The following is a 23,370-nucleotide window of genomic DNA, read 5'->3' on the forward strand; positions in this document are numbered from 1 at the left end:
TCCTGATGCTTACATTTTTTCCGGGGCGCTCACGCCCAGGAGTTCAAGGCCGTTGGCCAGCACCTGGCGCGCCGCGCAGGCCAGGGTCAGCTTGGCGTTGCGATCGGCGGCGTCTTCCACCAGCACCGGCGTCCCGTGATACCACGTGTGGAAGGCATGCGCCAATTCACGCAGGTACTGCGCCACCAGGTGCGGCTCCAGCGCCACGCCGGCCGCTTCCACCACTTCCGGATAGCGCGAGATCTCGTTCATCAACAGCAGCGAGGCATCGTCGGCCAGGTGGCCAAGGTTGGCCAGGCCATTGCCCTGCTCGTACACCAGGCCCTTTTCCTGCGCCTGGCGCAGCAGGCTGCAGACACGGGCGTGCGCGTACTGCACGTAGAACACCGGATTGTCGTTGCTCTGCTGGCGCGCCAGGTCGATGTCGAAGGTCAGCTGCGAATCGGGCTTGCGCGCGATCAGGAACCAGCGGGTCGCATCGCGGCCGGCTTCCTCGATCAGGTCGCGCAGGGTGAAGTAGCTGCCGGCACGCTTGGACAGCTTCACTTCCTCGCCGCCGCGCATGACCGTGACCATCTGGTGCAGCACGTATTCCGGCCAGCCCTGCGGGATGCCCACTTCCATCGCCTGCAGGCCGGCGCGCACGCGCGCCAGCGAGCCGTGATGGTCGGCGCCCAGTTCGGTGATCGCGCGCTCGTAGCCGCGCTGCCACTTGGACAGGTGGTAGGCCACGTCCGGCACGAAGTAGGTGAAGGTGCCGTCGGACTTGCGCATCACGCGGTCCTTGTCGTCACCGAAGTCGGTGCTGCGCAGCCACAGCGCGCCGCCTTCCTCATAGGTGTGGCCGGACGCCTGCAGCTTGGCCACCGCTTCGGCAACCTTGCCGTCGGCGTACAGCGAGCTTTCCAGGAAGTAGATGTCGAAGTCGACACCGAACGCGGCCAGGTCCAGGTTCTGCTCGTTGCGCAGGTAGGCCACGGCGAAGCGGCGGATTGCCTGCATGTCGTCCGGGTCCTTGGCGCCGACCACGGTGCTGCCTTCCAGGTCGACGCTGGCACCGGCCATGTAGGCGCGGGCGACATCGGCGATGTACTCACCGCGGTAGCCGCCTTCCGGCCAGCCGTCCTGATCGGGTGCGATGCCCTTGATCCGCGCCTGGGTGGACAGCGCCAGGTTCTCGATCTGCACGCCAGCGTCGTTGTAGTAGAACTCGCGCTTGGCGTTCCAGCCGTTGGCATCGAGCACGCGGGCCACGCAGTCGCCGATCGCCGCTGCGCGGCCATGGCCGACATGCAGCGGGCCGGTCGGGTTGGCCGACACATACTCCACGCCCACCGTGCGGCCATTGCCGGACAGGTTGCGGCCGTAGTCGTGGGCTTCCTTGATGACCGAGGCGGTTTCGCGCTGGTACGCGGCCGGGGCCAGATGGAAGTTGATGAAGCCGGGGCCGGCGATCTCGACCTTGCTGACGTCCTCGCTGCGCGGCAGCGCCTCGACCAGCGCCTGTGCCAGTGCGCGCGGATTGCTGCGCGCGGCCTTGGCCAGCAGCATCGCGGCGTTGGTGGCGAAGTCGCCGTGGTCACGGGTCTTCGGGCGCTCGACCACGAAGTCCGGCGGCAGGGAGTCGGCGGGCAGGGTGCCATTGGCGCGCAAGGCTTCGATGCCTTGGCTGATCAGGGCGCGGAGGAGATTTTTCACGAGGCCTGCTGTGAGAATGAGCGGCGGAATCGCCCATTTTAGCGCAGATGCCCGCGCCCACGCTGACCAGGACATGCCTGCGGGGCGCCCGCCCGGCCCTGACCAGGGCCGTTCAGCCGAACAGGCGCGGCTGGGGCGGGGACAGCAGGCCCCGTTCAGCAAATGAAACGGGGCGGCCCTCGCCGACCACGAAGTGGTCGAGCAGGCGCACGTCCACCAGTGCCAGCGCCTGCTGCAGTTCATCGGTGATGCGGGTGTCGGCGCCGGAGGGCTCGGGGTCGCCGGAAGGATGATTGTGGCTGAGGATCACCGCTGCCGCATTGTGCAGCAGGGCTCGACGCACCACCTCGCGGGGATAGACCGGGGCGGCATTGATGGTGCCCTGGAACAGTTCTTCGCAGGCGATCAGGCGGTGGCGGTTGTCCAGGAACAGCGCCATGAAGATCTCGCGGGCCTGGCCGCGCAGGCGGTGCTGCAGATAGCGGCCGACCGCAGCCGGGTTGTTGCCGACGGCCTCGCCCTGCTGAAGTTCGGCCGCCAGATAGCGGTGGGCCAGTTCCAGCCCGGCGGCCAGTGCACAGCTTCGAGCAGGGCCCAGCCCCGGCAACCGGGCCAGCTCGCGGGCCGGGCGGTCCAGCAGCACACGCAGGGGACCGTGCGCCTGCAGCAGGTCGCGCGCGGTCTGCACCGCATCGCGTCCACCGAAGCCGGAGCCGAGGAACAGTGCCAGCAGTTCTGCGTCGGACAGCGTGGCGGGGCCGCGTGCGATCAGCTTCTCGCGGGGACGTTCCTGTTCGGGCCAGTCGTGGATGGGCATGCCTGCATCATCGCCAGTGGGGGCGATGCGGCCCATCAGGGCAGGACGCATGCCCGGGTCGGCCGTTGCCTCAGTCGCGTCGCGACTGCAGGTAGGCGAACAGCTCCTGGTTGTTCTGCAGCCCCAGCTTGCGCTTGGCCTCGGCCTTCTGCCGGCTGATCGTCTTGGGGCTGCGGCCGCAGTGGACGGCGATGGCGTTCACTTTCAGCCCGGCGGCCAACAGGTCCAGCACTTCCTGTTCGCGGGCGGACAGCGCCGCCGGTTCGCGCGCGAACATCAGGTCGCGCGCCTGCAGGTGGTGGCGCAGCTGCTGCGAGACGAACACCTGCCCTGCCATGGCCGCGTTCAGGGCCTGCGGCAACTCGCCGAAATCGGCGCACTTGTCGACCAGGCCGCTGACACCCTCACGCAGCAGGCCATCGAGCAGGCCGGGGTGGCGGGCGCCGGTAAGCACCACCACGGGCATGCGCGGGTGGCGTGCGCGCAGTTCAGCGATCAGTTCCGGGCCATCCGGGCCGGTGCCCGGCATGGAGAGGTCGGTCAGCACCGCGTCGCAGCCGTGGTGCTCGACCAGCTGCAGCAGCTCGGCGCCGTCACGCGCGCTGCCGACGACCTCCATCAGGTGGGTCTGCAGCACGATGCGGATGCCGTGCAGGACGACGGGATGGTCGTCGGCGATGATGATGCGCGGGTGCACGCGGAATCCTCGAAAAGCGAAGCGGCACACCTGCGGCGGCCACTGACGATTCTGCAAACGTGGCCGGCCTACAGGTATAGGAAAGTTCCGAATCGCAGTGTCTTGAACCCCGGAAGCGCTGTGGTGCAAGTCCCATCTGCTGATAGCTGCCCGCTATGTGCGCTGTGCACCGGGACATTACCGACCATCGGGTAAGCTAATGCCCTCGTTTGCACAGGAATTCCAGGTGGCTGACTCCCCCAACGCTTCCCCCGCGCCCGGCCGCGCGCTGGAAGGCCAGAAACTGCTGTTGTGCGTCGGAGGCGGGATCGCGGCCTACAAGGCCCTGGAACTGGTGCGACGCCTGCGTGATGCGGGCGCCCAGGTGCAGGTGGCGATGACCGCCGGCGCCCAGCAGTTCGTCACCCCCCTCAGTTTCCAGGCCCTGTCCGGGCAGCCGACCCGCACCACGCTGTGGGACAGCGCCGCCGAACAGGCCATGGGCCACATCGAGCTGGCCCGCTGGGCGGACCGCATCGTGGTCGCGCCGGGAACCGCCGATCTGCTGGCCCGGCTGGCCCAGGGCCATGCCGATGACCTGGTCAGCACCCTGTGCCTGGCCAGCACCGCACCGCTGACGATCTGCCCGGCGATGAACCATCGCATGTGGCTGCATCCGGCCACCCAAGCCAACATCGCCCTGCTGCGCCAGCGTGGTGCGCAGGTGATCGGCCCGGTCGATGGCCCGCTGGCCGAAGGTGAATCCGGTCCCGGCCGGCTGGCCGAACCCGGCGACATCGTGGCCGCGCTGGCCGCCAATGGCGGCGCCGCTGCGACGGTTGCCGCGCCGGAAACCCGTGCCCTGCAGGGGCTGCGCCTGCTGATCAGTGCCGGCCCGACCTACGAAGACATCGATCCGGTGCGTTACGTCGGCAACCGCAGCAGCGGCAAGATGGGCTTTGCCCTGGCCGCCGCTGCTGCCGCGCTGGGCGCGCAGGTGGTGCTGGTCAGCGGTCCGGTACAGCTGCCGACGCCGCCGGGCGTGCAGCGTATCGACGTGCGCTCGGCCGCGCAGATGCGCGATGCCGTACTGAAGTCGCTGCCCGCCGACATCTATATCGGTGCCGCCGCGGTGTCCGACTACACGCCGCGCCAGGTCGCCGCGCAGAAGCTGAAGAAGACCGCCGACAGCCAGTCGCTGGTGATCGAACTGGTGCGCACGCCGGACATCCTCGCCGAAGTCGCTGCACAGACGCAGTCGCTGAAGCTGGTGGTCGGCTTCGCCGCCGAGACCCACGACGTGGAGAAATACGCGCGCGGCAAACTGGTCGACAAGCGCCTGGACCTGGTGATCGCCAACCAGGTCGGCATCAGTGGCGGCGGTTTCGAGAGCGACAACAATGCCGCCACGGCCTTCTGGCAGGACGGCGAACAGGTATTCCCGGCCACTTCCAAGCGCGAGCTGGCCGAACAACTGCTGGCGCTGATCGCGCGGAGACTCCAGGCATGACCCAGGCATCCACTTCCCACCCGCTGCAGGTCAAGCTGCTCGATCCGCGCTTCGGCGACAGCTGGCCGCTGCCGGCCTATGCCACCGAGGCCAGTGCCGGCATGGACCTGCGCGCGGCGCTGGATACCGCGCTGACCCTGCAGCCGGGCGACACCGCGCTGGTGCCCAGCGGCCTGGCCATCCATATTGCCGACCCGAACCTGTGCGCGGTGATCCTGCCGCGTTCCGGGCTGGGCCATCGGCATGGCATCGTGCTGGGCAACGGCACCGGCCTGATCGATGCCGACTACCAGGGGCCGCTGCTGATCAGCGTCTGGAACCGTGGCCGCGAGGCCTTCACCATCGAGCCGGGCGATCGCATCGCGCAGCTGGTGGTGGTTCCGATCGCCCGCGTCAGCCTGCAGGTAGTGGATACTTTCACCGACAGCGTGCGGGGCGCGGGTGGATTCGGCCATACCGGGGTGCGTTGACAGGGGACATCGATGAGCGGCATCGGGGAAGGACAGCGGGGACGGTCGTTGGGTCGCAGTGCACCTCTACTGGGGGTGCTGTTGATCCTGTTGGCCGGCTGGTTCGGATGGAGCGCGGTGCAGCAATGGCGGCAGGAGGCCAACGGGCAGGCGCTGGAAGAGGCGCGTGACCAGGCCGTGCAGGGCCTGCAGCAGGCTGCTGCGGGCCAGTTGCAGCAGCTGCAGCAGCAGTTGAAGAACGATCGCGTGCAGCAGGCGCTGCAGGCCGGCGACGCCGCTGCGGCGGCGCTGGCCGTTCGCGAGAGCTGGACCGGAGTCGAGCAGGTCGAGGTGCTGGCGGCCGATCTGGCCAACGCCTATGCCGATCCGGCCACCTTCGGGTATTCCCGCCTGGCGCTGCTGGAAGCGGCGCTGGCCGAGGCCAGGCCAAGCCTGCGCGTGGTCCGCGACGGCGGCGGCAACCGCCTGGGCCTGGCCGCGCCGGTGCAGCTGGGCAGCCTGGGGCCGGCCGTCATCTATGTCCGCCAACCGCTGCTGCGGCTGACGTCGCCGCTCGACCAGGTCAGCGCGCCGTCCGCCGGCTTCCTCGGCCTGCGCCAGGGAGCATTCGATCTGGTCACCCAGGGCGACCCGAGCCTGGCCGAAAGTGCGGAAGCGCTGGCGCGCCCGGTTGCAGGCACGCCGTTGCGGCTGGTCGCGTCGGTGCCGAATGTCGAGGCCGGTCCGCTCGGCCTGGGCGCGCTGGCCAGCGCCATTGTGGCGTTGCTGCTGGCGTTCATTGCCGTGTTGCTGGTGGTGGGGCGCGACCGGCTGCCGAAGTCGCTGCCGTTGCCGCGCCGCGCCGCCGCGTCCGAGGCCGACCATGGCCCGACCCTGAGCGAGAGCCTGCAGCAGGCGCCGCCACCGGTGGCCGCCGTGACCGGCAGTGGCGATGCCACGCCACCGCCGCCACCGCCGGTGCCTGCCGAAGAGCTGGCCGCCGGCATCTTCCGCGCCTATGACATCCGCGGCATGGTGGGCAGCGAACTGACACCGAAGACCGCGGCGCTGATCGGCCAGGCCATCGGCACCGTGGCACTGGAGCAGGGCCTGCGCGAGGTGGTGATCGGGCGCGATGGCCGCCTGTCCGGACCCGAGCTGACGGCCGGGCTGGCCGAGGGCCTGCGCCGTGCCGGCTGCGCGGTGATCGACATCGGCCTGGCGCCGACCCCGCTCGTGTACTACGCCGCCTTCCATCTGCGTACCGGCACCTGCGTGGCGGTCACCGGCAGCCACAACCCGCCCGAGTACAACGGCTTCAAGGTGGTGATCGGCGGCGAGACGCTGTCCGGCGACGCGATCACCGATCTCTACCAGCGCATCGTCGAGGGCCGCCTGGTGCAGTCCGCCGAGCCGGGTGACTACCAGCAGCGCGATGTCAGTGCCGACTACATCCAGCGCATCGCCGATGACGTGCAGCTGGACCGTCCGCTGAAGGTCGTGGCCGATGCCGGCAATGGCGTGGCCGGCGCACTGGCCCCGCAGCTGCTGGAAGCAATCGGCGCCGACGTCATTCCGCTGTACTGCGATGTCGACGGCACCTTCCCCAACCATCATCCCGACCCGAGCGAGCCGACCAACCTGGAAGACCTGGTGCAGACGGTCAAGCGCTTCGGCGCCGACCTCGGCGTAGCCTTCGATGGCGACGGCGACCGGTTGGGCGTGGTCACCGGCGAAGGCAGGATCATCTATGCCGACCGCCTGCTGATGCTGTTCGCTGCCGACGTGCTGATGCGCAATCCGGGCGCGATGGTGATCTACGACGTCAAGTGCACCGGCAAGCTGTCCGACCATGTGCTGCGCAACGGTGGCAGCCCGCTGATGTGGAAGACCGGGCATTCGCTGATGAAGGCGAAGATGCGCGAGACCGATGCCGAGCTGGCCGGTGAGATGAGCGGCCACTTCTTCTTCAAGGAACGCTGGTTCGGTTTCGACGACGGCCTGTACGCCGCTGCGCGCCTGCTGGAGATCCTGGCCCAGCGCGAGGAGACCCCGGACGAAGTGCTGGGCGAACTGCCGGAAATGGTCGCCACGCCGGAGCTGAAGGTAGCGGTGGCCGACGGGACGCCGCATGCGCTGGTGGCGATGCTGGTGGCGGCGGCGCAGTCGCCGGACAACCCGTATGTGGGGGGCCGCCTGTCGACCATCGATGGCCTGCGCGTGGACTTCGCCGATGGCTGGGGCCTGGTGCGCGCCTCCAACACCACGCCGGTGCTGGTGCTGCGCTTCGAAGGCAACGACGAGGCCGCACTGGAGCGCATCAAGGCCTTGTTCCGCAGCCAGCTGCAGCCGGTGCTGGGCGACACCCCGCTGGGGTTCTGAGGTGGGGCCGGGCGGCGCCCGGCACCCGCCGAATCAACGTCAACGTCAAAGGCCGGCTATCCGTAGGATGCGGGGTGGGTCCGGTTACGGGGGACGCTGCAAGTCCCCCTCCGGGGCCCGGCCCAGCCGCTGGCGGCTGGGCGTTCGGGCGCTTGCGAAGCAGTGCTTCGCAAGCAAAGCGCCCTCACCCATGTAAGCTCGGTCGCCGCATCCATGCGGCTCACGCCCCCGCAACCGGACCCACCCCGCCTTCGACAGATTTCCGCGATCTGTCCGAACCGCATGAACTGCTCCTGGTAGGTGTCGACCTTGGTCGACACAGCAGAGATCCACGCCATGCGTGGATGCTCTTCCGAATTTGCTTTGGTGGGTGCCGACCGTTGTTCGGCACACCCTCACCCCTTGAATCGCAAGCCCACGCCCGGTTCGGTGAACAGGTAGCGTGAATCCAGCGCCGAATCGCCCAGCTTGTGCCGCAGCTTGCCGACCAGGATGCGCAGGTAATGGGTATCGTGCTGGTGGGTCGGCCCCCAGATCTCCTGCAGGATCTGCGGCTGTGTCACCACCCGCCCGGCATTGCGCAGCAGCAGCGACAGCAACGCGTACTCCTTGCGGGTCAACGCCACCGGTTCACCCTGCAGGGCGACTTCGCGGCGCACCAGGTCCACGCGCAGGTGGCCGTCGTCGAACACCGGCGGCGTGCCATCACTGGGTACGCTGCGCGTGCGCAGCAGCGCCCGCACCCGCGCCATCAGTTCCTGCGTGCCGAACGGCTTGGTCACGTAGTCGTTGGCGCCGGTATCCAGTGCGCGCACCTTCTCGGCTTCGCCGGCGCGCACGGTCAGCATGATCACCGGCACCTGGCTCCACTGCCGCAGCTGTTCAAGTACCTCGTGGCCTTCCATGTCCGGCAGGCCGATATCCAGGATCACCAGGTCCATGTCCTCGCTGGCGGCCAGCTGCAGGCCTTCCTGGCCGGTGGCGGCCTGTCGCACCTGGTAGCCCTGCGCGCGCAGGCTGATGTCCAGGAACCGGCGGATCTGGGTTTCATCATCGATCACCAGCACGCGCGCGGCCGGCACGCTGGCGTCAATCGGGGTCGGGCTCATCGTGGGAGGCTGGCTTGAGCAGGGGCAGGGTGATGCGGATCAGGGTACCGCGACCGTCGCGTCCGGGCAGCGCCTGCACGCTGCCGCCATGTGCGCCGATCATGCCCTGGCAGATGGTCAGGCCCAGGCCGGTGCCGTGGCGGCCGCGGTCGCCGCGCTCGACGCTGTAGAACATGTCGAAGATGCGCGCGCGCTCGTCGTCGGGAATGCCGGGGCCGGCATCGATCACGTCGATGCGCAGCTGGCCGTCCAGTTCGCGCGCCTGCACCTGCACGGCGGCGTCGGGCGGCGAGAACTTGGCCGCGTTCTCCATCACGTTGAACACGGCCTGTTCGACCAGCGCCGGGTGTACCCAGATCGGCGCCAGCGTGGACGGAATGTCCAGCTCCAGCCGCACCTTGGGCTGGTAGCGCTGCAGGCGCCGTGCGGCCGAGCCGATCAGTTCGTCCACGCCGATCCAGTCACGGTTGATCTTCAGACCTTCGTGGCCAAGGCGGGTCATGTCCAGCAGGTTCTGGATGTAGCGGTCCAGCCGCTCGCCTTCGACCAGGATGGTGTCCAGCAGGGCACGGCGATCGGCCGTGTCCATCGCCGCGCCGTAACTGGCCAGGCTGTCGGCCGAACCGATCATCGCCGCCAGTGGAGAGCGCAGGTCGTGCGACACCGAAGAGAGCAGGGCCGAGCGCAACCGCTCGGTCTCGTTGCTGACATGCGCCTGTTCCAGTTCGGCCACCAGCCGGGTACGCAGTGCGGCCTGCGCGATGTCATCGACCATCGCTTCGGCAAGCTGCCGCTGTTCGGGCAGCAGGCGTGCCTGTGCGCCGGGCAGGTACAGGCCGGCCACGCCGATCGCGCGATCTTCGCCATCCAGCAATGGCAGGAACCACCACTGCGCACCGGCCAGGGTGTCGGTGAAGCGGCCGCTGGGCTGGCCGTGGCGCAGCGCCCAGTCGGCGGCAGCCAGGTCGGTATCGCCGGGTTGGCTGCGGCCACCGGCGGCAGTGTCCGCGCCGATCCGCAGCCACGCCGGCACATCCATCGCCTGCTCCAAGGCATGCCGACCTGCCTGTGCCACCTCGCCGTTGCCAGCGGCGCTGGCCAGCTGACGGCCCAGCTGCTGGCGTGCACGTGCATGGCGATTGGCCGCACGCAGCGCAATGACCTGCATGCGCAGGCGCGAGGCCAGCCGTCCGGCCACCAAGGCGGCGGCCAGGAACAGGAACACAGTGATCACGCCCTGGCGCGCACCGATGGCGAAGGTGAAGCGGGGCGCGATGAACAGGAAGTTGTAGGCCAGGAAGCACAGGATCGCCGCCATCACCGCCACGCTGGCACGCGTGCGCGCCGCCACCAGCACCACTGCCACGATGAACACCATCGACAGGTCGGCCATGCCGACCCAGCGTTCGGCCAGCCAAGCCACCGCACAGGCCAGCGCGGTGGCGATCAGTGCCTGTACCGGCTCGTAGCTGATGCCGCGCATCGGTGGCAGCAGACCTTCGCGGCGCGAGCGCGCCCGGGCCTGCGGCGTGCTGATGATGGTGATCTCGTAGTGCGCGCCGCGCTGGATCAGCTGCTGGGTCAGGGTTCGGTTGAACATCCGCGCCAGCGGGCGCTCACGGGTGCGCCCCAGCACCAGGGTCGATACGCCGTTGTGCGCTGCATGGTCGAGCAGGGCATCGGCGATGCTCGATCCGTGCAGCAGTTCGGCGTCGCCGCCCAGGCGCCGTGCCAGGGCGAAGGCCGCATCGATCTCGCGCCGCGTGGCCTCGTCCTGGCGCCGGCCCTGCACGGTCACCACCGTCCACGGTGCGTCGCGGCGCTCGGCGATGCGGCGCGCCACCCGCACCAGGTACTCGCTCTGGCCGCCGCCATCGATGGCCACCAGCACGCCGCGCCGCAGCGGCAGGTTGCCTTCGCCCCGTGCGGCGCGGGTTTCACGCAGGCTGCTGTCGACGCGGTCGGCGGCTTCCTGCATCGCCAGCTCACGCAGGGCGGTCAGGTTGGCCGACGAGAAGAACGCCTGCAGCGCCTGCGCGGCCTGTTCGGGCACATAGACCTTGCCCTGCTGCAGGCGCGCGATCAGTTCGCGCGGCGGCAGATCGACCAGCACGATGTCGTGCAGGCGATCGAGCACGCCATCGGGCACGGTCTCGCTGACCCGCACGCCGGTGATGCGCATCACCACGTCGTTGAGGCTTTCCAGATGCTGGATGTTGACCGTGGTCCAGACGTCGATGCCGGCGTCGAGCAGCTCCATCACATCCTGCCAGCGCCGCTCATGGCGGCTGCCGGGCGCATTGCGATGGGCCAGTTCGTCCACCAGCACCAGCGCTGGATGCCGTGCCAGCACGGCATCCAGGTCCATCTCCTGCAGGGCGTGGCCGTGATAGGCCACGTCCTTCAACGGCAGCTGCGGCAGGCCTTCCAGCAGGGCCTGGGTTTCGGCGCGGCCATGGGTTTCCACCAGCCCGACCACCAGGTCCACGCCGCGGCGCAGCTGCTCCTGGGCACGGGTCAGCATGGTGTAGGTCTTGCCCACACCCGGCGCAGCGCCGAGGAACACGGTCAGCTTGCCACCGGCTTCGCGTTGCAGGCCTTCCACCAGGGCATCGGCCTGGCGGGTACGCGCATCAGTCATGGGGGCCGCTGTCATGGCCGCCATTGTGCGCGCAGCCGATGCAGGCCGGCATCACGGCGCCTTGGCCGCATGGTCCAGCGCGAAGTTCAGCGTCACCACGTTCACCCGCGGCTGGCCGAACACGCCCCACTGGCGCCCTTCAGTATGTGCCTGCACCAAGGCCTGCACGCGCTCGACCGGCAGGCCGCGGGCACGTGCCACGCGTGCCACCTGCAGCTGCGCCGCCGCCGGCGACAGCTGCGGATCCAGCCCGCCGCCGGACTGGGTGACCAGGTCGGCCGGCACCTGCGCCGGGGCGACACCTTCGCGCGCGGCCACCGCCGCCGTGCTGGCGGCAACACGCTCGGCCAGCGCCGGGTTGCTGCGCGCCAGGTTGGAACCGGCCGCGGCCATCGGGTCGTAGTTGGCCGCCGACGGCCGTGCCTGGAAGTAGCCATCGCCGGTGAACGGCTGCGACAACCATGCCGAGCCGCGCACCTGGCCGCTGCCATCGCGCAGCAGGCTGCCCTCGGCCTGGGTGGGGTAGGCCAGGCCGGCGAAACCGGTGGCGATGCCGGCGTAGACCGCGCCGGCCAGCAGCAGGGTGGCCAGGCCCAGGCCGATCGCCGGGCGCCAGCCGGCGCCGTCCTGCAGGCTGGCCACGCGGGCTTCGGCCTTCGGTTCGCGGGGCAGGGAGGTGGAGGTGGAAGCAGAACGGTTCATGCGCCGAATACCAGGACAAGGAAGAGGTCGATCAGCTTGATCGCCGCGAACGGCAACAGCACGCCGCCGAGGCCGTACACCAGCATGTTCCGGCGCAGCAGCGCGGTGGCCGTGGCCGGACGGAAGCGCACGCCACGCAGGGCGAGCGGGATCAGCGCGGGAATCACCAGCGCGTTGAAGATCAGCGCCGCCAGCACCGCGTTGCGTGGGCTCGACAGCTGCATCACGTTCAGTGCGGCCATGGCCGGAACCGCAGCGGCAAACAGCGCCGGCAGGATCGCGAAGTACTTGGACACGTCGTTGGCCAGCGAGAAGGTGGTCAGCGCACCGCGGGTGATCAGCTGCTGCTTGCCCACTTCCACGACCGCCAGCAGCTTGGCCGGGTCTGAATCGAGGTCGACCATGTTGCCGGCCTCCTTCGCCGCCTGCGTGCCGGAGTTCATCGCCAGGCCGATGTCGGCCTGGGCCAGCGCGGGAGCATCGTTGGTGCCATCGCCCACCATCGCCACCAGGCGGCCACCGGCCTGTTCCTGGCGGATGCGTGCCAGCTTGTCTTCCGGACGGGCCTCGGCGATGTAGTCATCAACGCCCGCTTCGGCAGCGATGGCGGCGGCGGTCAGCGGGTTGTCGCCGGTGATCATCACCGTGCGGATACCCATCGCCCGCAGCTGTGCGAACTTCTCGCGCATGCCGTGCTTGACCACGTCCGACAGCTCGATCACGCCCAGCACGTGGCGGCCCTCGGCCACCACCAGCGGGGTGGCGCCATTGCGCGCGACCTGCTCGACGCGGCCGGCCAGTTCAGCCGGCACGCTGCCGCCGAGCGCCTGCACGTGGGTGCGGATCGCATCGGCAGCGCCCTTGCGGATCTGCCGCCCATGTTCCAGATCGACGCCGGACATCCGGGTCTGGGCACTGAAGGCCAGGTAGTCGGCACGGTCCGGCTCGGCGGTGGCGCAGCCCTGTTCGCGCGCCAGGCGCACGATCGACTTGCCTTCCGGGGTCGGGTCGGCCAGCGAGGACAGCAGTGCCGCCTCGCGCAGCTGGCTGGCGTCGATGCCGGCCAGCGGATGGAAGTGGCTGGCCTGGCGGTCGCCGTAGGTGATGGTGCCGGTCTTGTCCAGCAGCAGCACGTCGACGTCGCCGGCCACTTCCACTGCCTTGCCCGACTTGGCCAGCACGTTGGCGGCCAGCGCACGGTTCATGCCGGCGATGCCGATGGCCGGCAGCAGGCCGCCGATGGTGGTCGGGATCAGGCACACCAGCAGTGCGATCAGCAGCAGTGGATCGACCTGCACGCCCACGGCCGCGCCGATCGCCGGCAACGTGGCCACCACCACCAAGAAGGTCAGCGTCATCGCCGCCAGCAGCAGGGTCAGCGCGATCTCGTTGGGGGTCTTCTGGCGATTGGCACCTTCCACCAGCGCGATCATGCGGTCCAGGAAGCTGTGGCCCGGCTCGGCGGTCACCCGCACGATGATCTGGTCGGACAGCACCTTGGTGCCACCGATCACACCGGAACGGTCGGTACCGGCCTCGCGCAGCACCGGTGCCGATTCGCCGGTTACTGCCGCTTCGTTGATGGTGGCCAGGCCCTGCACGATCTCGCCATCGGCCGGCACCAGCTCACCGGCACTGACGATCACATGGTCGCCCGGGCGCAGCTCGGCGGCAGGCACCTGGGCTTCGGCTGCGCCCGGCTGCGGCGCCGCCAGCCGGCGCGCCACCAGGTCCTGGCGGGCACGGCGCAGCGAGGCGGCCTGGCCACGGCCACGCGCTTCGGCCACTGCCTCGGCGAAATTGCCGAACAGCACGGTCACCAGCAGGATGGCGGTCACTGCCAGGCCGAAGCCCAGCGGTGCATTGCCGGTCAGGGTGACGATCGCGGCGACGATCGTGCCGGCCATCACCACCGCCATCACCGGGCTGCGCACCAGATGCATCGGCGCCAGCTTGCGCACCGCTTCGACCAGCGCACGGCGCAGGCCGGCGCCATCAAGCAGGGCAGGGCGCGGTGCATGGGTACTACGGGTTGAACTTGCTTGGGTACTCATCAGGGTGTCCTCAGCGCAGCCCCAGGCTCAGGTGATCGGCGATCGGGCCGAGTACCAGCGCCGGCATGAACTGCAGCACGGTCAGGATGACGATCACCGAGACCAGGGTCAGGGCGAAGGTCGGGGTTTCGATCTGCAGGCTGCCGGCAGACTCCGGCGCCTGGCGCTTGGCGGCCAGCTGTGCGGCCACCACCAGCGGAATGATCAGCAGCGGGAAGCGGCCCAGCAGCAGTACCAGCGAGCAGCTCAGGTTCCACCACAGCGTGGCGTCACCCAGTCCTTCGAAGCCCGAACCGTTGTTGGCGTAGGCCGAGACATACTCGTAGAACACCTGGCTGATGCCATGGAAGCCGGGGTTGGAGGTGCCGGCCAGGCCGGGCACGGCCAGGGTGATCGCAGTGAACACCAGCAGGGTGATCGGCTGCAGCAGCACCAGCAGGGCCAGCAGGCGCACCTGGGGCGTCTCCAGCTTGCGGCCGAACAGTTCCGGCGTGCGCCCGGTCATCAACCCGGCCAGGAACACACCCAGCAGCAGATAGACGATGAACTGCTGCAGGCCACAGCCGATGCCGCCCCAGATCGCGCTGACCAGCATGTTGACCATCGCGATGCCGCCGCTCAGCGGCGCCAGCGAATCGTGCATGCCGTTCACCGAGCCATTGGAGACCTGGGTAGTCACCGCCGCCCACAGCGCCGTGCCTTCGGCGCCGAAGCGCACCTCCTTGCCTTCCATCAGCAGCGGGGTGGCGGCGCTGGCGCTATGCCCTTCGCTCCACATCATCGCGCCGGTGGAAAGCAGCGACATGCCCAGCATGCAGCTGAACACCAGGGCGCCGAAGCGACGCCGGCCGGTGAACGCGCCGATCATGAAGATCACCGCCATCGGCACCAGCAGGATGCCGACGATTTCCAGCGCGTTCGACAGCGGGGTCGGGTTCTCCAGCGGGAAGCTGCTGTTCGGGCCGTACCAGCCGCCACCGTTGGCGCCAAGCTGCTTGGCCGCGACCATCGCCGCCACCGGGCCCAGCGGCAGCTTCTGTCCGGTCATGCCGGCGCTGGCATCGATCGGCGTGGCCTGCGGGCCACCGGCCATCGTCGACGGCACACCCTGGCTGGTCAGCAGCAGGGTCCACACCAGGCACAGCGGCAACAGGAAACGCACGCACAGGCGCACCACGTCCACGTAGTAGTTGCCTACCGCCACCTGGCGGTCATCGCCGGCACCGGTGGCCGCCGCAGCCTGCGGCGCACGCGAGAACAACGCGCGCAGCGTCGCCACCGCCAGCGCCAGGCCCATCATCGGCGTCACCACCTGCAGGCCGGTGATGCCGGTCATCTGCGAGAGGTAGGACAGCTGCGCCTGGCCCGAATAGTGCTGCTGGTTGGTGTTGGTCAGGAACGAGATCATCGTGTGCAGCGCGGTGTCCCAGCGCATGTTCGGGATCTGGTCCGGGTTCAGTGGCAACCAGGCCTGGGTCATGAACACCGCCTGGGTCAACACAGCGACCACCACGTTGCTCAGCACGAAGGCCAGCACGTAGCCGCGCCAGGACATCGCGCGCGAGGGATCGACGCCGAACACCTTGTAAAACGGCTTTTCGATCCAGTTGAACAGCACGTCGACCTTCATCGGCGTGCCGCGCATCACGCGGGCCAGGTACAGGCCCAGCGGCCACGCCAGCAGCAGGCTGGCGGCAAGAATGGCAAGCATCTCAGTCATGGCCGGCTCCGTTAGAACGATTCGGGCCGCAGCACGACATAGAGAAGATAGGCGGCGGCGACCAGCACCAGCACGCCACACAACAAAGACAGCCAGGGGGACATTTCAATAGCGACCTGGTGGAACCCCTCCACCTCAGGCCGTCATCGTCGTCCTGCCGCCCATAAACGCACTACGCGCCGGACCGGGCCGACGCGTAAAGAGTGCATAAATTCCGTGGGCCAACCCGTAACCAGGCGCCGCCTGCTGTAGAGCCGAGCCCATGCTCGGCTGCCCTTTCCCAAGGTCACGCGGAGCCGAGCGTGGCCCGGCGCTACAGGCGAATCACGGCGCCTGGCTCGCCTGCGCCACGCCCTTCAGCTCGCGATAGCGCTGCAGCGTGCTGTCGATCTCGGCCTTCAGCGCCTGCTGCTGCTGCAGGAACCCGGCCTGCAGGCGTTGCTGCGACTGCAGTTGTATATGCCGCTGGCGGATCGCCTCGGCCTGCTTGTCGGCCACCTTGCCACCGGCCAGTTCGCGGTCACCGGCGGCCGACAGCAGCGCCACCAGCGATTCGCGCAGGCTGGTGACGTTGTACTCGGCGGTCTTCAGGTTGTTGTCCAGCACTTCCTGGCGTTCGGCGAACACCCGGCGCAGGTCGTCCTCGCTGCCATAGGTGGACAGCATCGCCTGCTCGGTGCGCTGGCGGGTCTGCTCGGCCATCAGGTCCAGCTGCTGCTGCTGTGCCACGGTGCTGGCTGCGGCGCGCTCCTCGTCGGTCAACGCGCGCTGGACCTGCGCATTGCGCAGGCCGCTCTTCGCGTTGAACTCCTCGCGGGCGTGATTGACCGCATCGGCCGGCAGCGAATCACTGCAGATCCGCTCCTTGCCCTCGTTCCAGCAGTACAGCTTCTTTTCCACCTTGCCGCCGTCGCGCGACTGCGCCGGCACGGTGAACGGCACGGCCAGCAGCAGGCCGGCAAAGAGAACAGCAGGAACTCGGGACATGACCTTTCCCCTGGTCGGTCAGCGGATCGAACGGACGCCGTACTGGGCCCGGTAGGCTTCCAGCGGCTGCCGGTAACCGACAAGTTCCGGGTTGCCGGAGGCGAAATCAAGCAGATCGGCCAGCGACGCCACGGCGATCACCGGAATGCCGGCTTCTTCGGCCACCGACTGTGCCGCCGAGCGACGGTCGGCTTCCGAGGCGATCTCCTGGCGGTCCAGTGCCACCACGATGCCGGCCGGGGTGCCGCCGGCAGCGCGGATGATGCCCAGCGCTTCGCGGATCGCGGTACCGGCGGTGATCACGTCATCGACGATCAGCACGCGCTTGCCATTCAGGTCGGCGCCGATCAGCTGGCCGCCTTCACCATGGTCCTTGGCTTCCTTGCGGTTGAACGACAGCGGCAGGTCGCGGCCACGCTGGGCCAGCTCGCAGGCCATCGCGGTGGCCAGCGGAATGCCCTTGTAGGCCGGGCCGAACACCACGTCGTACTTGATCCCGGTGGCATCGATGGCATCGGCGTAGCAGGCGCCGAGCTGCGACAGCAGCGAACCGGAGTCGAAACGACCGGCGTTGAAGAAATAGGGGCTCAGCCGGCCGGACTTGAGGGTGAACTGGCCGAAGCGCAGGGCGTCGGCAGTCAGGGCCAGCTGCAGGAAACGGTGGCGGTGGTCGCTCATCAAAACTCGATTCATCTTCATTTGGAGCACAAATCCTAATCCAGCTGGGCGTTTTGCGCTCGTCCAGCGCCATGTGAAAGCCGTCCAGGCCCGGCCTGGCGGACTGCGCAGCCCTGCAGGCAACCGGTATGCTTGCCCGGTTTCCCGCCGCAGGTCCCCCGCATGCGCATCATCAGTTTCAACGCCAATGGCATCCGTTCCGCCGCGACCAAGGGCTTCCTCGACTGGTTCCGTGCCCAGGACGCCGACGTCCTGTGCATCCAGGAAACCAAGGCCCAGGAAGACCAGCTGACCGACCCGATGTTCCGTCCGGACGGCCACCACTGCTTCTATCGCGATGCCATCACCAAGAAGGGCTACAGCGGCGTGGCGATCTACAGCAAGCGCGAACCAGATCAGGTCATCACCTCGCTGGGTTGGGCGCCGTTCGACGACGAAGGCCGCTACATCGAGGCGCGCTACGGCAATCTCAGCGTGGTTTCCTTCTATATCCCATCGGGCAGCTCGGGCGACCTGCGCCAGGGCTTCAAGTTCGAAGTGATGGAATGGCTGCGGCCGATCCTCGAAGCGTGGGCGCGCAGCGGCCGCGACTACGTGCTGTGCGGTGACTGGAACATCGTGCGTTCGGCGCTGGACATCAAGAACTGGAAGTCCAACCAGAAGAACTCCGGCTGCCTGCCGGAGGAGCGCGACTGGCTCAACGCGCTGTGCGCCGACCACGGCCAGGCCACCGATGTCGCCGGCGGCCGTGGGTGGGCCGATGCCTACCGCCTGCTCAACCCCACCGGAGAGGACTACACCTGGTGGAGCAACCGCGGCGCCGCCCGTGCCAACAATGTCGGTTGGCGCATCGACTACCAGTTCATCACCCCGGGCCTGCGTGACCGACTGCGCAGCTGCTCGATCTACCGCGACGAGCGCTTCTCCGACCACGCCCCGTTCACCGTGGACTACGACCTGTGACCGAGGCCGCCACGCCGGTCAGCTACAAGGGCTGGGCCGGCATCAAGCGCGCCTTCGGTACCCCGTCGGCGCTGACCATGGCCATGCTCGGCTTCGGCAGTGGCCTGCCGTTCCTGCTGATCGCCTCGCAGACCCTGTCCACGCGCCTGCGCGACGTCGGGCTGGACCTGGGCAGCATCGGCCTGATCAGCCTGGCCAGCTTCTTCTACCTGCTCAAGTTTCTGTGGGCACCGCTGCTGGACCGCTACGCCTTCCCGCTGCTGGGGCGGCTCGGCCGCCGCCGCTCCTGGCTGCTGGTGTCGCAGGTGCTGGTGCTGGTCGGGCTGGTCGCGCTGGCCTTCGTGCGGCCCGAACAGGGCGTGTGGCCGTTGGTGATGTGGGTGCTGGTGGCGTCGTTCGCCGGCGCCACCCAGGATTCGGCCGTCGATGCCTACCGCATCGAGATCGCGCCGCAGACCGCCCAGGCGGCGCTGGCCGCCACCTATACGCTGGGCTACCGGATCGGCCTGATCCTGGCCGGTGCCGGCGCGCTGTACCTGGCCCAGTTCGAAGGCTGGATCGTCGCCTACCTGGCGATGGCCGCGCTGATGCTGCTGCCGATCGTCACCACCCTGCTGTGCGCCGAACCGCAGCGCCCGGCCACCGCCGTGCAGCGCCGCATCGATATTGCCGAAGCGTTCGTCCAGCCCATCTCCAGCTTCTTCAGCCGCAATGGCGTGGCACTGGCGCTGGTGCTGCTGGCGTTCGTCGGCCTGTTCAAGTTTCCCGACCAGGTGATCGGAGTGATGGCCGGGCCGTTCTATCTCGACTCGGGGTTCGACAAGGCCGACATCGCCACCGTCTCCAAGCTGTTCGGTGTGTGGATGGGCATCGGCGGCGCGTTCCTTGGCGGCATCGCGGTGGCTGCGTTCGGCTTCCGCCGCATGCTGCTGGTGGCCGCGCTTGGCGTGGCGCTGTCCAACCTGGCCTTCCTGCTGATGGCGCACAATCCGGGCAAGCTGTGGGCGTTCTACGCCGCGCTCAGTGCCGACAACCTGTTCCAGGGCTTTGCCGGCACCGTGCTGGTGGCCTTCATGTCGTCGCTGACCGACCGCAACTTCACCGCCACCCAGTACGCATTGCTGGTCTCGCTGGCCAACCTGCCGGGCAAGTTCGTCGGTGGCGTCTCCGGCTACATCGTCGAAGCCACGTCCTACAGCACGTTCTTCATCCTCAGCTCGATCACCGTGGTGCCAACCCTGCTGCTGCTGGCGTGGCTGTGGCCGCGGATCGCCGATCGCGGGCCGCCGCCGGTCGCCTGATTGCCTGCCCGCCCGGACTGCGGGATCATCGCCCCCGACGCGCCGAGGGGGCGGTGCCTTGCGAACGGGGAAGTGAGCATGGCCGACGTTGTGCTGCGGGACCTGGACCCGCTGCTGCTGGAACGCATCCGACGGGTCGCGGTCGCCCGCGGCTGGACCCACGAACAGACCTGCGCCGCCTTGCTGGAGCAGGGGCTGTTCAGCAGTGAACTGGAGGTCCGCTCCGGCTTCGGCGATCCCGAAGTGGACGCCCTCTCCGCCGCGATTGCCGCCCTGCAGGCCCTGCCGGCAGGGCAGGGCTTCGATTAGCGCCTTTGTAGAGCCGAGCCATGCTCGGCTGCTCTTGGCCCGGCCCGCGCTAAGCCGAGCAGGGCTCGGCTCTACAACGGCGCCTCACCTGCGCGGACGGCCCACCTCACGCCAGGTGGATCGCCCCCAGGATCCGCGGGCCCGTTGCCCCGGTCACGCTCGGCAGGTTGCCCGCCAGCCCGTCCATCGTCCGCTGCGCCAGCCAGGCGAAACCCATCGCCTCCACGTACTCCGGGTCCAGCCCATGCACCGCGCTGGACTCAACCTGCACCTCCGGCAGCCGCGCCGCCAGCCGCTTCATCAGCTGCCGGTTGCGCACGCCGCCGCCACAGACCAGCAGGCGCCGGGTCTGCGGCTGCTGCGCCAGCAACGCATCGGCCACGGTCGCCACGGTCAGCTCCAGCAGGGTGGCCTGCACATCGGCAGCGGCGTACTCGCCTTCCCCCATGTGGGCTTCGGCCCAGGACAGGTGAAACTGTTCGCGCCCGGTGCTCTTCGGCGGCGGCAGCGCGAACCACGGGTCCGAGCACCAGCCGGCCAGCAGGCCCTCGTCCAACGTGCCACTGGCAGCGTAAGCGCCATCGGCATCGAAGGTGCGGCCGGTATGGCGCTGGCACCAGGCGTCCATCAGCGCATTGGCCGGGCCGGTATCGAAGCCACGCACCGCGCCTTCGCGCGGGATCAGGGTCAGGTTGGCGATGCCGCCCAGGTTGAGCACCGCGCGGTCTTCGTCGGCGGTGCCCAGCATGCCCAGGTGGAAGGCCGGCATCAGCGGCGCACCGTGGCCCCCGGCCGCCACGTCGCGGCGGCGGAAGTCGGATACCGTCGTGATCCCGGTCAGTTCGGCAATGCGGTTGCCGTCGCCCAGCTGCACGGTGAACGCCGGGTCGGCCAGCGGGCGGTGGCGCACGGTCTGGCCGTGCGAGCCGATCGCGCGCACTTGGCTGCGGTCCACGCCGGCCTCGGCCAGCAGTTGATTGGCGGCCCCGGCGAAGTTGATCGCGATCCGCGCGTCCAGTTCGCCCAGTTCCTCCAGCGACTCCAGCGGGCCACCTTCGCCCAGCGCCACCAGCCGCGCGCGCAGCACCGGCTCCCAGCGGGCGGTCAGGCCGTGCACGAAGCGGCAGCCACCGCCGGCGGGGAACTGCACCAGCGCGGCATCGATGCCATCGGCGCTGGTGCCCGACATCAGGCCAAGGTACAGGGGGGCGTCAGCGTCGGCAGTCGTGTTCATGGCAGGCATAAAAAAAGGACGCGGCAAGCTTGGGCTGCCGCGTCCTTCTTCGTCAACGCAAGACGCTCAGCCGCGCTTGCGGCCGGTCGCCTGCTTGTCCTTGGCGCTGGCCACCTCGGGCGCAGCCTCGTCGCGGCTGGTCGGTGCCGGGCTGGCGTCGGCGTAGATCAGCTTCTCCATGCCCTGGATGCGCGCCATCGCCGGCGCGGTCTGCGCGCGGAAGGCGACCAGCTCGGCGCCCTTCAGCGGTTCCGGCGGCGGCATGGTCACGGTCAGCGGGTTGCGGTGCTCGCCGTTGACGCGGAATTCGTAGTGCAGGTGCGGCCCGGTCGCCAGGCCGGTCGAACCGACGTAGCCGATCACCGTGCCCTGGGCCACGCGCTGGCCGGTCTTGATGTTCGCAAAGCGCGACATGTGGCCGTACAGGGTGGTGTGGCCGCGGCCATGGTCGAGGATCACCACGTTGCCGTAGCCGCGCTGCACGCCGGCGAACTGCACGCGGGCATCGCCGGCGGCCATGATCGGAGTGCCGGTGCGCGCGGCGTAGTCCACGCCCTTGTGCATGCGCATCTTGCCCAGCACCGGGTGCTTGCGTGCGCCGAAGGTCGAACTCAGCCGCGCGAACGGGATCGGCATGCGGATGAAGCTCTTCTTCAGCGAACGGCCGTTGATGTCGTAGTACTCGGACTTGCCGTTGCGGTCGAAGCGGAAGCCGGAATAGGTCTTGCCACCGGTGGTGAAGGTCGCCGCCAGGATCTTGCTGGTGTCCACCTTCTCGCCTTCGCGCCAGGTTTCATCCATCACCACGCTGAAGCGGTCGCCCGGCTGCAGGTCCTTGGAGAAGTCGATGTCGTACTTGAAGATGTCGTCGGTCATCGTCGCGATCGCCGACGGCGACAGCCCGGCCCGTCGGGCCGCGGCATACAGCGAACTGGTGATCTCGCCGCTGGTGACCACGGTGCGCGTGGAGGACTCGCGCTTGGTCACTTTCTCCTTGATGTCATCGCCGGCCAGGCTCAGTTCCACGCGGTTGTCGGCATCGCGGTCGAAACGGATGCTGCGCAGGTCGCCGGACAGCGGCATGTCGAAGGCGATCTCGGCACCCGGGCGCAGCTTGGTCAACGCCTCACGCGCGCCGGGGTGGTCCAGCACCCGGTGCAGGGTGGTGGCCGGAATGCCAGCCTTGTCGAACAGGTCGCTCAGGGTCTGGCCACGCTGCACGCGCAGCACCTGCCAGCTGTCACCCGGCACCTGCTGCTGGCGGGCCATGGTCAGCGGCGGCAACGGCAGCGCCAGGCTGGTGTGGCTGTCGGCGTAAGGCGCATCGATGGTGTGCGAGAAACCGGGGACGATCGTCGCCACCAGGGCGCCGATGGTCGCAAACAGGCTGGCATGCATCCAATGGCGGCGGGTCCAGCGCTCATTGAAGGCGGCGGGAAGATGTTGCCTGAGCTTCCGATGCAGGGTGTTGTCGTGCAGGACGTGGAGGCGTTCCTGGAAGCGCTGCTTGCGTGCGCGCCCTTGTTCGGAATTGTGCATCGGCGGTTTTTTCCTGGCGGCCTGGGAGTGCGGGCCTGATCGCCGGTTACCATAGACACCTCAGAAAACCGCGTCAAACCCTTGTGCCCATTGGCTTTTGTGAAGCCAATCGGGTTAACTTCGCTTTAACACCCCACACAAGAATCGGCGTTGCCGGGAGTAGTCACGTGTCCTCGATTGAAGAAGCCCTTGCCCTGATCGGCCGTGGTGCCGACGAGATCCTCAAGCTCGAGGATCTGCGTGCGCGCCTGCAGGAAGGCCGTCCGCTGCGGATCAAGGCCGGCTTCGACCCCACCGCGCCCGACCTGCACCTGGGCCATACGGTGCTGCTGAACAAGATGCGCCAGTTCCAGGACCTGGGCCACCAGGTCATTTTCCTGATCGGCGACTTCACCGGCATGATCGGCGACCCGTCCGGCAAGAGCCTGACCCGCAAGCCGCTCAGCCGCGATGACGTGCTGGCCAACGCCCGTACCTACGAGGAACAGGTGTTCAAGGTGCTCGACCGCAGCCGTACCGAAGTCCGCTTCAACTCGGAGTGGTTCGGCAAGATGGGCGCGGCCGACATGATCCGCCTGGCCGGCCAGCACACCGTGGCGCG

The 23,370-nt window shown here is 68.7% G+C and carries 20 protein-coding genes (1 of these 20 only partly in view); 7 read left to right on the top strand and 13 right to left on the bottom strand.

The window, feature by feature from the left end; all coding sequences use genetic code 11:
- Positions 1-9: 9 nt before the first annotated feature.
- The 3 genes from argS to E5790_RS09990 all read right to left on the bottom strand — a co-directional run bounded on the left by argS (position 10) and on the right by E5790_RS09990 (position 3,212).
- The gene (gene argS, locus E5790_RS09980) at positions 10-1,698 is read right to left on the bottom strand and encodes an arginine--tRNA ligase (RefSeq protein WP_032961431.1); all 1,689 of its coding nucleotides are present in this window, start codon (positions 1,696-1,698) and stop codon (positions 10-12) included.
- Positions 1,699-1,810: 112 nt separating this feature from the next.
- The gene (radC, locus tag E5790_RS09985; RefSeq protein WP_014035697.1) at positions 1,811-2,515 is read right to left on the bottom strand and encodes a DNA repair protein RadC; all 705 of its coding nucleotides are present in this window, start codon (positions 2,513-2,515) and stop codon (positions 1,811-1,813) included.
- A 70-nt stretch (positions 2,516-2,585) separates the two neighbouring features.
- Positions 2,586-3,212 carry a response regulator transcription factor gene (locus E5790_RS09990; RefSeq protein WP_014645666.1) on the bottom strand — a complete coding sequence of 209 codons (627 nt, stop codon included), beginning with the start codon at positions 3,210-3,212 and terminating at the stop codon, positions 2,586-2,588.
- A 199-nt stretch (positions 3,213-3,411) separates the two neighbouring features.
- Between E5790_RS09990 and coaBC the strand changes: the two genes are divergently transcribed.
- The 3 genes from coaBC to E5790_RS10005 are packed head-to-tail and all read left to right on the top strand — an operon-like array spanning position 3,412 to position 7,532.
- Complete coding sequence (gene coaBC / locus E5790_RS09995; protein ID WP_014645667.1) at positions 3,412-4,701, top strand: bifunctional phosphopantothenoylcysteine decarboxylase/phosphopantothenate--cysteine ligase CoaBC; 1,290 nt, start codon at positions 3,412-3,414, stop codon at positions 4,699-4,701.
- Positions 4,698-5,171 carry a dUTP diphosphatase gene (dut, locus tag E5790_RS10000; RefSeq protein ID WP_014035700.1) on the top strand — a complete coding sequence of 158 codons (474 nt, stop codon included), beginning with the start codon at positions 4,698-4,700 and terminating at the stop codon, positions 5,169-5,171. Before coaBC ends, dut begins: the two co-directional genes overlap by 4 nt.
- 12 nt (positions 5,172-5,183) lie before the next feature.
- Positions 5,184-7,532: a phosphomannomutase/phosphoglucomutase gene (locus E5790_RS10005; RefSeq protein WP_111206466.1), complete on the top strand. Its 2,349-nt coding sequence runs from the start codon at positions 5,184-5,186 to the stop codon at positions 7,530-7,532.
- A 395-nt stretch (positions 7,533-7,927) separates the two neighbouring features.
- On the opposite strand, the gene E5790_RS10010 is transcribed toward E5790_RS10005, so the two are convergent.
- The 8 genes from E5790_RS10010 to pyrE form a co-directional block, all read right to left on the bottom strand.
- Positions 7,928-8,641 carry a response regulator transcription factor gene (locus E5790_RS10010; RefSeq protein WP_032961423.1) on the bottom strand — a complete coding sequence of 238 codons (714 nt, stop codon included), beginning with the start codon at positions 8,639-8,641 and terminating at the stop codon, positions 7,928-7,930.
- Positions 8,622-11,282, bottom strand: a complete 2,661-nt coding sequence (locus E5790_RS10015) for a sensor histidine kinase KdpD (RefSeq protein ID WP_136191738.1) — start codon at positions 11,280-11,282, stop codon at positions 8,622-8,624. The genes E5790_RS10010 and E5790_RS10015 overlap by 20 nt, the downstream gene beginning before the upstream one ends.
- Before the next feature lie 51 nt (positions 11,283-11,333).
- A complete protein-coding gene (gene kdpC / locus E5790_RS10020; RefSeq protein WP_075076360.1) occupies positions 11,334-11,984 on the bottom strand; it encodes a potassium-transporting ATPase subunit KdpC in 651 nt (216 codons plus the stop codon).
- Positions 11,981-14,038: a potassium-transporting ATPase subunit KdpB gene (kdpB, locus tag E5790_RS10025; protein ID WP_014645672.1), complete on the bottom strand. Its 2,058-nt coding sequence runs from the start codon at positions 14,036-14,038 to the stop codon at positions 11,981-11,983. The genes kdpC and kdpB overlap by 4 nt, the downstream gene beginning before the upstream one ends.
- A gap of 10 nt (positions 14,039-14,048) precedes the next feature.
- Positions 14,049-15,758 carry a potassium-transporting ATPase subunit KdpA gene (gene kdpA, locus E5790_RS10030; protein ID WP_111206145.1) on the bottom strand — a complete coding sequence of 570 codons (1,710 nt, stop codon included), beginning with the start codon at positions 15,756-15,758 and terminating at the stop codon, positions 14,049-14,051.
- Between the two features lie 11 nt (positions 15,759-15,769).
- Entirely contained in the window at positions 15,770-15,862 is a 93-nt protein-coding gene (locus tag E5790_RS10035; RefSeq protein WP_005407770.1) for a potassium-transporting ATPase subunit F, read from the bottom strand.
- Positions 15,863-16,082: 220 nt separating this feature from the next.
- Positions 16,083-16,745 (bottom strand): hypothetical protein, encoded by a 663-nt coding sequence (locus E5790_RS10040; RefSeq protein ID WP_014645674.1) that lies wholly within the window; start codon positions 16,743-16,745, stop codon positions 16,083-16,085.
- An 18-nt stretch (positions 16,746-16,763) separates the two neighbouring features.
- A complete protein-coding gene (gene pyrE, locus E5790_RS10045) occupies positions 16,764-17,423 on the bottom strand; it encodes an orotate phosphoribosyltransferase (protein ID WP_032961411.1) in 660 nt (219 codons plus the stop codon).
- 162 nt (positions 17,424-17,585) lie between these two features.
- Between pyrE and E5790_RS10050 the strand changes: the two genes are divergently transcribed.
- From E5790_RS10050 to E5790_RS10060, 3 genes are all read left to right on the top strand, one after another.
- Positions 17,586-18,386: an exodeoxyribonuclease III gene (locus tag E5790_RS10050; protein WP_041862998.1), complete on the top strand. Its 801-nt coding sequence runs from the start codon at positions 17,586-17,588 to the stop codon at positions 18,384-18,386.
- Positions 18,383-19,687 carry an MFS transporter gene (locus tag E5790_RS10055; protein WP_014645677.1) on the top strand — a complete coding sequence of 435 codons (1,305 nt, stop codon included), beginning with the start codon at positions 18,383-18,385 and terminating at the stop codon, positions 19,685-19,687. The genes E5790_RS10050 and E5790_RS10055 overlap by 4 nt, the downstream gene beginning before the upstream one ends.
- Before the next feature lie 78 nt (positions 19,688-19,765).
- Positions 19,766-19,996, top strand: coding sequence for a hypothetical protein (locus tag E5790_RS10060; RefSeq protein WP_014645678.1), 231 nt, complete (start codon positions 19,766-19,768; stop codon positions 19,994-19,996).
- A gap of 106 nt (positions 19,997-20,102) precedes the next feature.
- Here E5790_RS10060 and E5790_RS10065 read toward each other — a convergent pair whose 3' ends face one another.
- Positions 20,103-21,230 carry an anhydro-N-acetylmuramic acid kinase gene (locus tag E5790_RS10065; RefSeq protein WP_080355816.1) on the bottom strand — a complete coding sequence of 376 codons (1,128 nt, stop codon included), beginning with the start codon at positions 21,228-21,230 and terminating at the stop codon, positions 20,103-20,105.
- A 66-nt stretch (positions 21,231-21,296) separates the two neighbouring features.
- Positions 21,297-22,769 carry a peptidoglycan DD-metalloendopeptidase family protein gene (locus E5790_RS10070; protein ID WP_014645680.1) on the bottom strand — a complete coding sequence of 491 codons (1,473 nt, stop codon included), beginning with the start codon at positions 22,767-22,769 and terminating at the stop codon, positions 21,297-21,299.
- Between the two features lie 167 nt (positions 22,770-22,936).
- On the opposite strand from E5790_RS10070, the gene tyrS reads away from it, so the two are divergent.
- Positions 22,937-23,370: the start of a tyrosine--tRNA ligase gene (gene tyrS, locus E5790_RS10075; protein WP_049441862.1), read on the top strand. 778 nt of this gene lie beyond the right edge of the window; the window shows 434 of its 1,212 coding nt (coding positions 1-434); its start codon is at positions 22,937-22,939; its stop codon lies beyond the right edge, outside the window.

It is taken from the genome of Stenotrophomonas sp. PAMC25021 (assembly GCF_004795795.1).
In the GTDB taxonomy this organism is placed as follows: Bacteria; Pseudomonadota; Gammaproteobacteria; order Xanthomonadales; family Xanthomonadaceae; genus Stenotrophomonas; species Stenotrophomonas muris.

What these genes read in the sequence shown, in the direction of transcription:
- coaBC (WP_014645667.1), top strand. Translation starts at nt 3,412, where the DNA reads ATGCCCTCGTTTGCACAGGAATTCCAGGTGGCTGACTCCCCCAACGCT.
- E5790_RS10060 (WP_014645678.1), top strand. Translation starts at nt 19,766, where the DNA reads ATGGCCGACGTTGTGCTGCGGGACCTGGACCCGCTGCTGCTGGAACGC.
- E5790_RS10040 (WP_014645674.1), bottom strand. Translation starts at nt 16,745, where the DNA reads ATGTCCCGAGTTCCTGCTGTTCTCTTTGCCGGCCTGCTGCTGGCCGTG.
- E5790_RS10015 (WP_136191738.1), bottom strand. Translation starts at nt 11,282, where the DNA reads ATGACTGATGCGCGTACCCGCCAGGCCGATGCCCTGGTGGAAGGCCTG.
- kdpC (WP_075076360.1), bottom strand. Translation starts at nt 11,984, where the DNA reads ATGAACCGTTCTGCTTCCACCTCCACCTCCCTGCCCCGCGAACCGAAG.
- dut (WP_014035700.1), top strand. Translation starts at nt 4,698, where the DNA reads ATGACCCAGGCATCCACTTCCCACCCGCTGCAGGTCAAGCTGCTCGAT.
- E5790_RS10035 (WP_005407770.1), bottom strand. Translation starts at nt 15,862, where the DNA reads ATGTCCCCCTGGCTGTCTTTGTTGTGTGGCGTGCTGGTGCTGGTCGCC.
- kdpB (WP_014645672.1), bottom strand. Translation starts at nt 14,038, where the DNA reads ATGAGTACCCAAGCAAGTTCAACCCGTAGTACCCATGCACCGCGCCCT.
- pyrE (WP_032961411.1), bottom strand. Translation starts at nt 17,423, where the DNA reads ATGAGCGACCACCGCCACCGTTTCCTGCAGCTGGCCCTGACTGCCGAC.
- E5790_RS10005 (WP_111206466.1), top strand. Translation starts at nt 5,184, where the DNA reads ATGAGCGGCATCGGGGAAGGACAGCGGGGACGGTCGTTGGGTCGCAGT.
- radC (WP_014035697.1), bottom strand. Translation starts at nt 2,515, where the DNA reads ATGCCCATCCACGACTGGCCCGAACAGGAACGTCCCCGCGAGAAGCTG.
- kdpA (WP_111206145.1), bottom strand. Translation starts at nt 15,758, where the DNA reads ATGACTGAGATGCTTGCCATTCTTGCCGCCAGCCTGCTGCTGGCGTGG.
- E5790_RS10065 (WP_080355816.1), bottom strand. Translation starts at nt 21,230, where the DNA reads ATGAACACGACTGCCGACGCTGACGCCCCCCTGTACCTTGGCCTGATG.
- E5790_RS10050 (WP_041862998.1), top strand. Translation starts at nt 17,586, where the DNA reads ATGCGCATCATCAGTTTCAACGCCAATGGCATCCGTTCCGCCGCGACC.
- E5790_RS10070 (WP_014645680.1), bottom strand. Translation starts at nt 22,769, where the DNA reads ATGCACAATTCCGAACAAGGGCGCGCACGCAAGCAGCGCTTCCAGGAA.
- E5790_RS10010 (WP_032961423.1), bottom strand. Translation starts at nt 8,641, where the DNA reads ATGAGCCCGACCCCGATTGACGCCAGCGTGCCGGCCGCGCGCGTGCTG.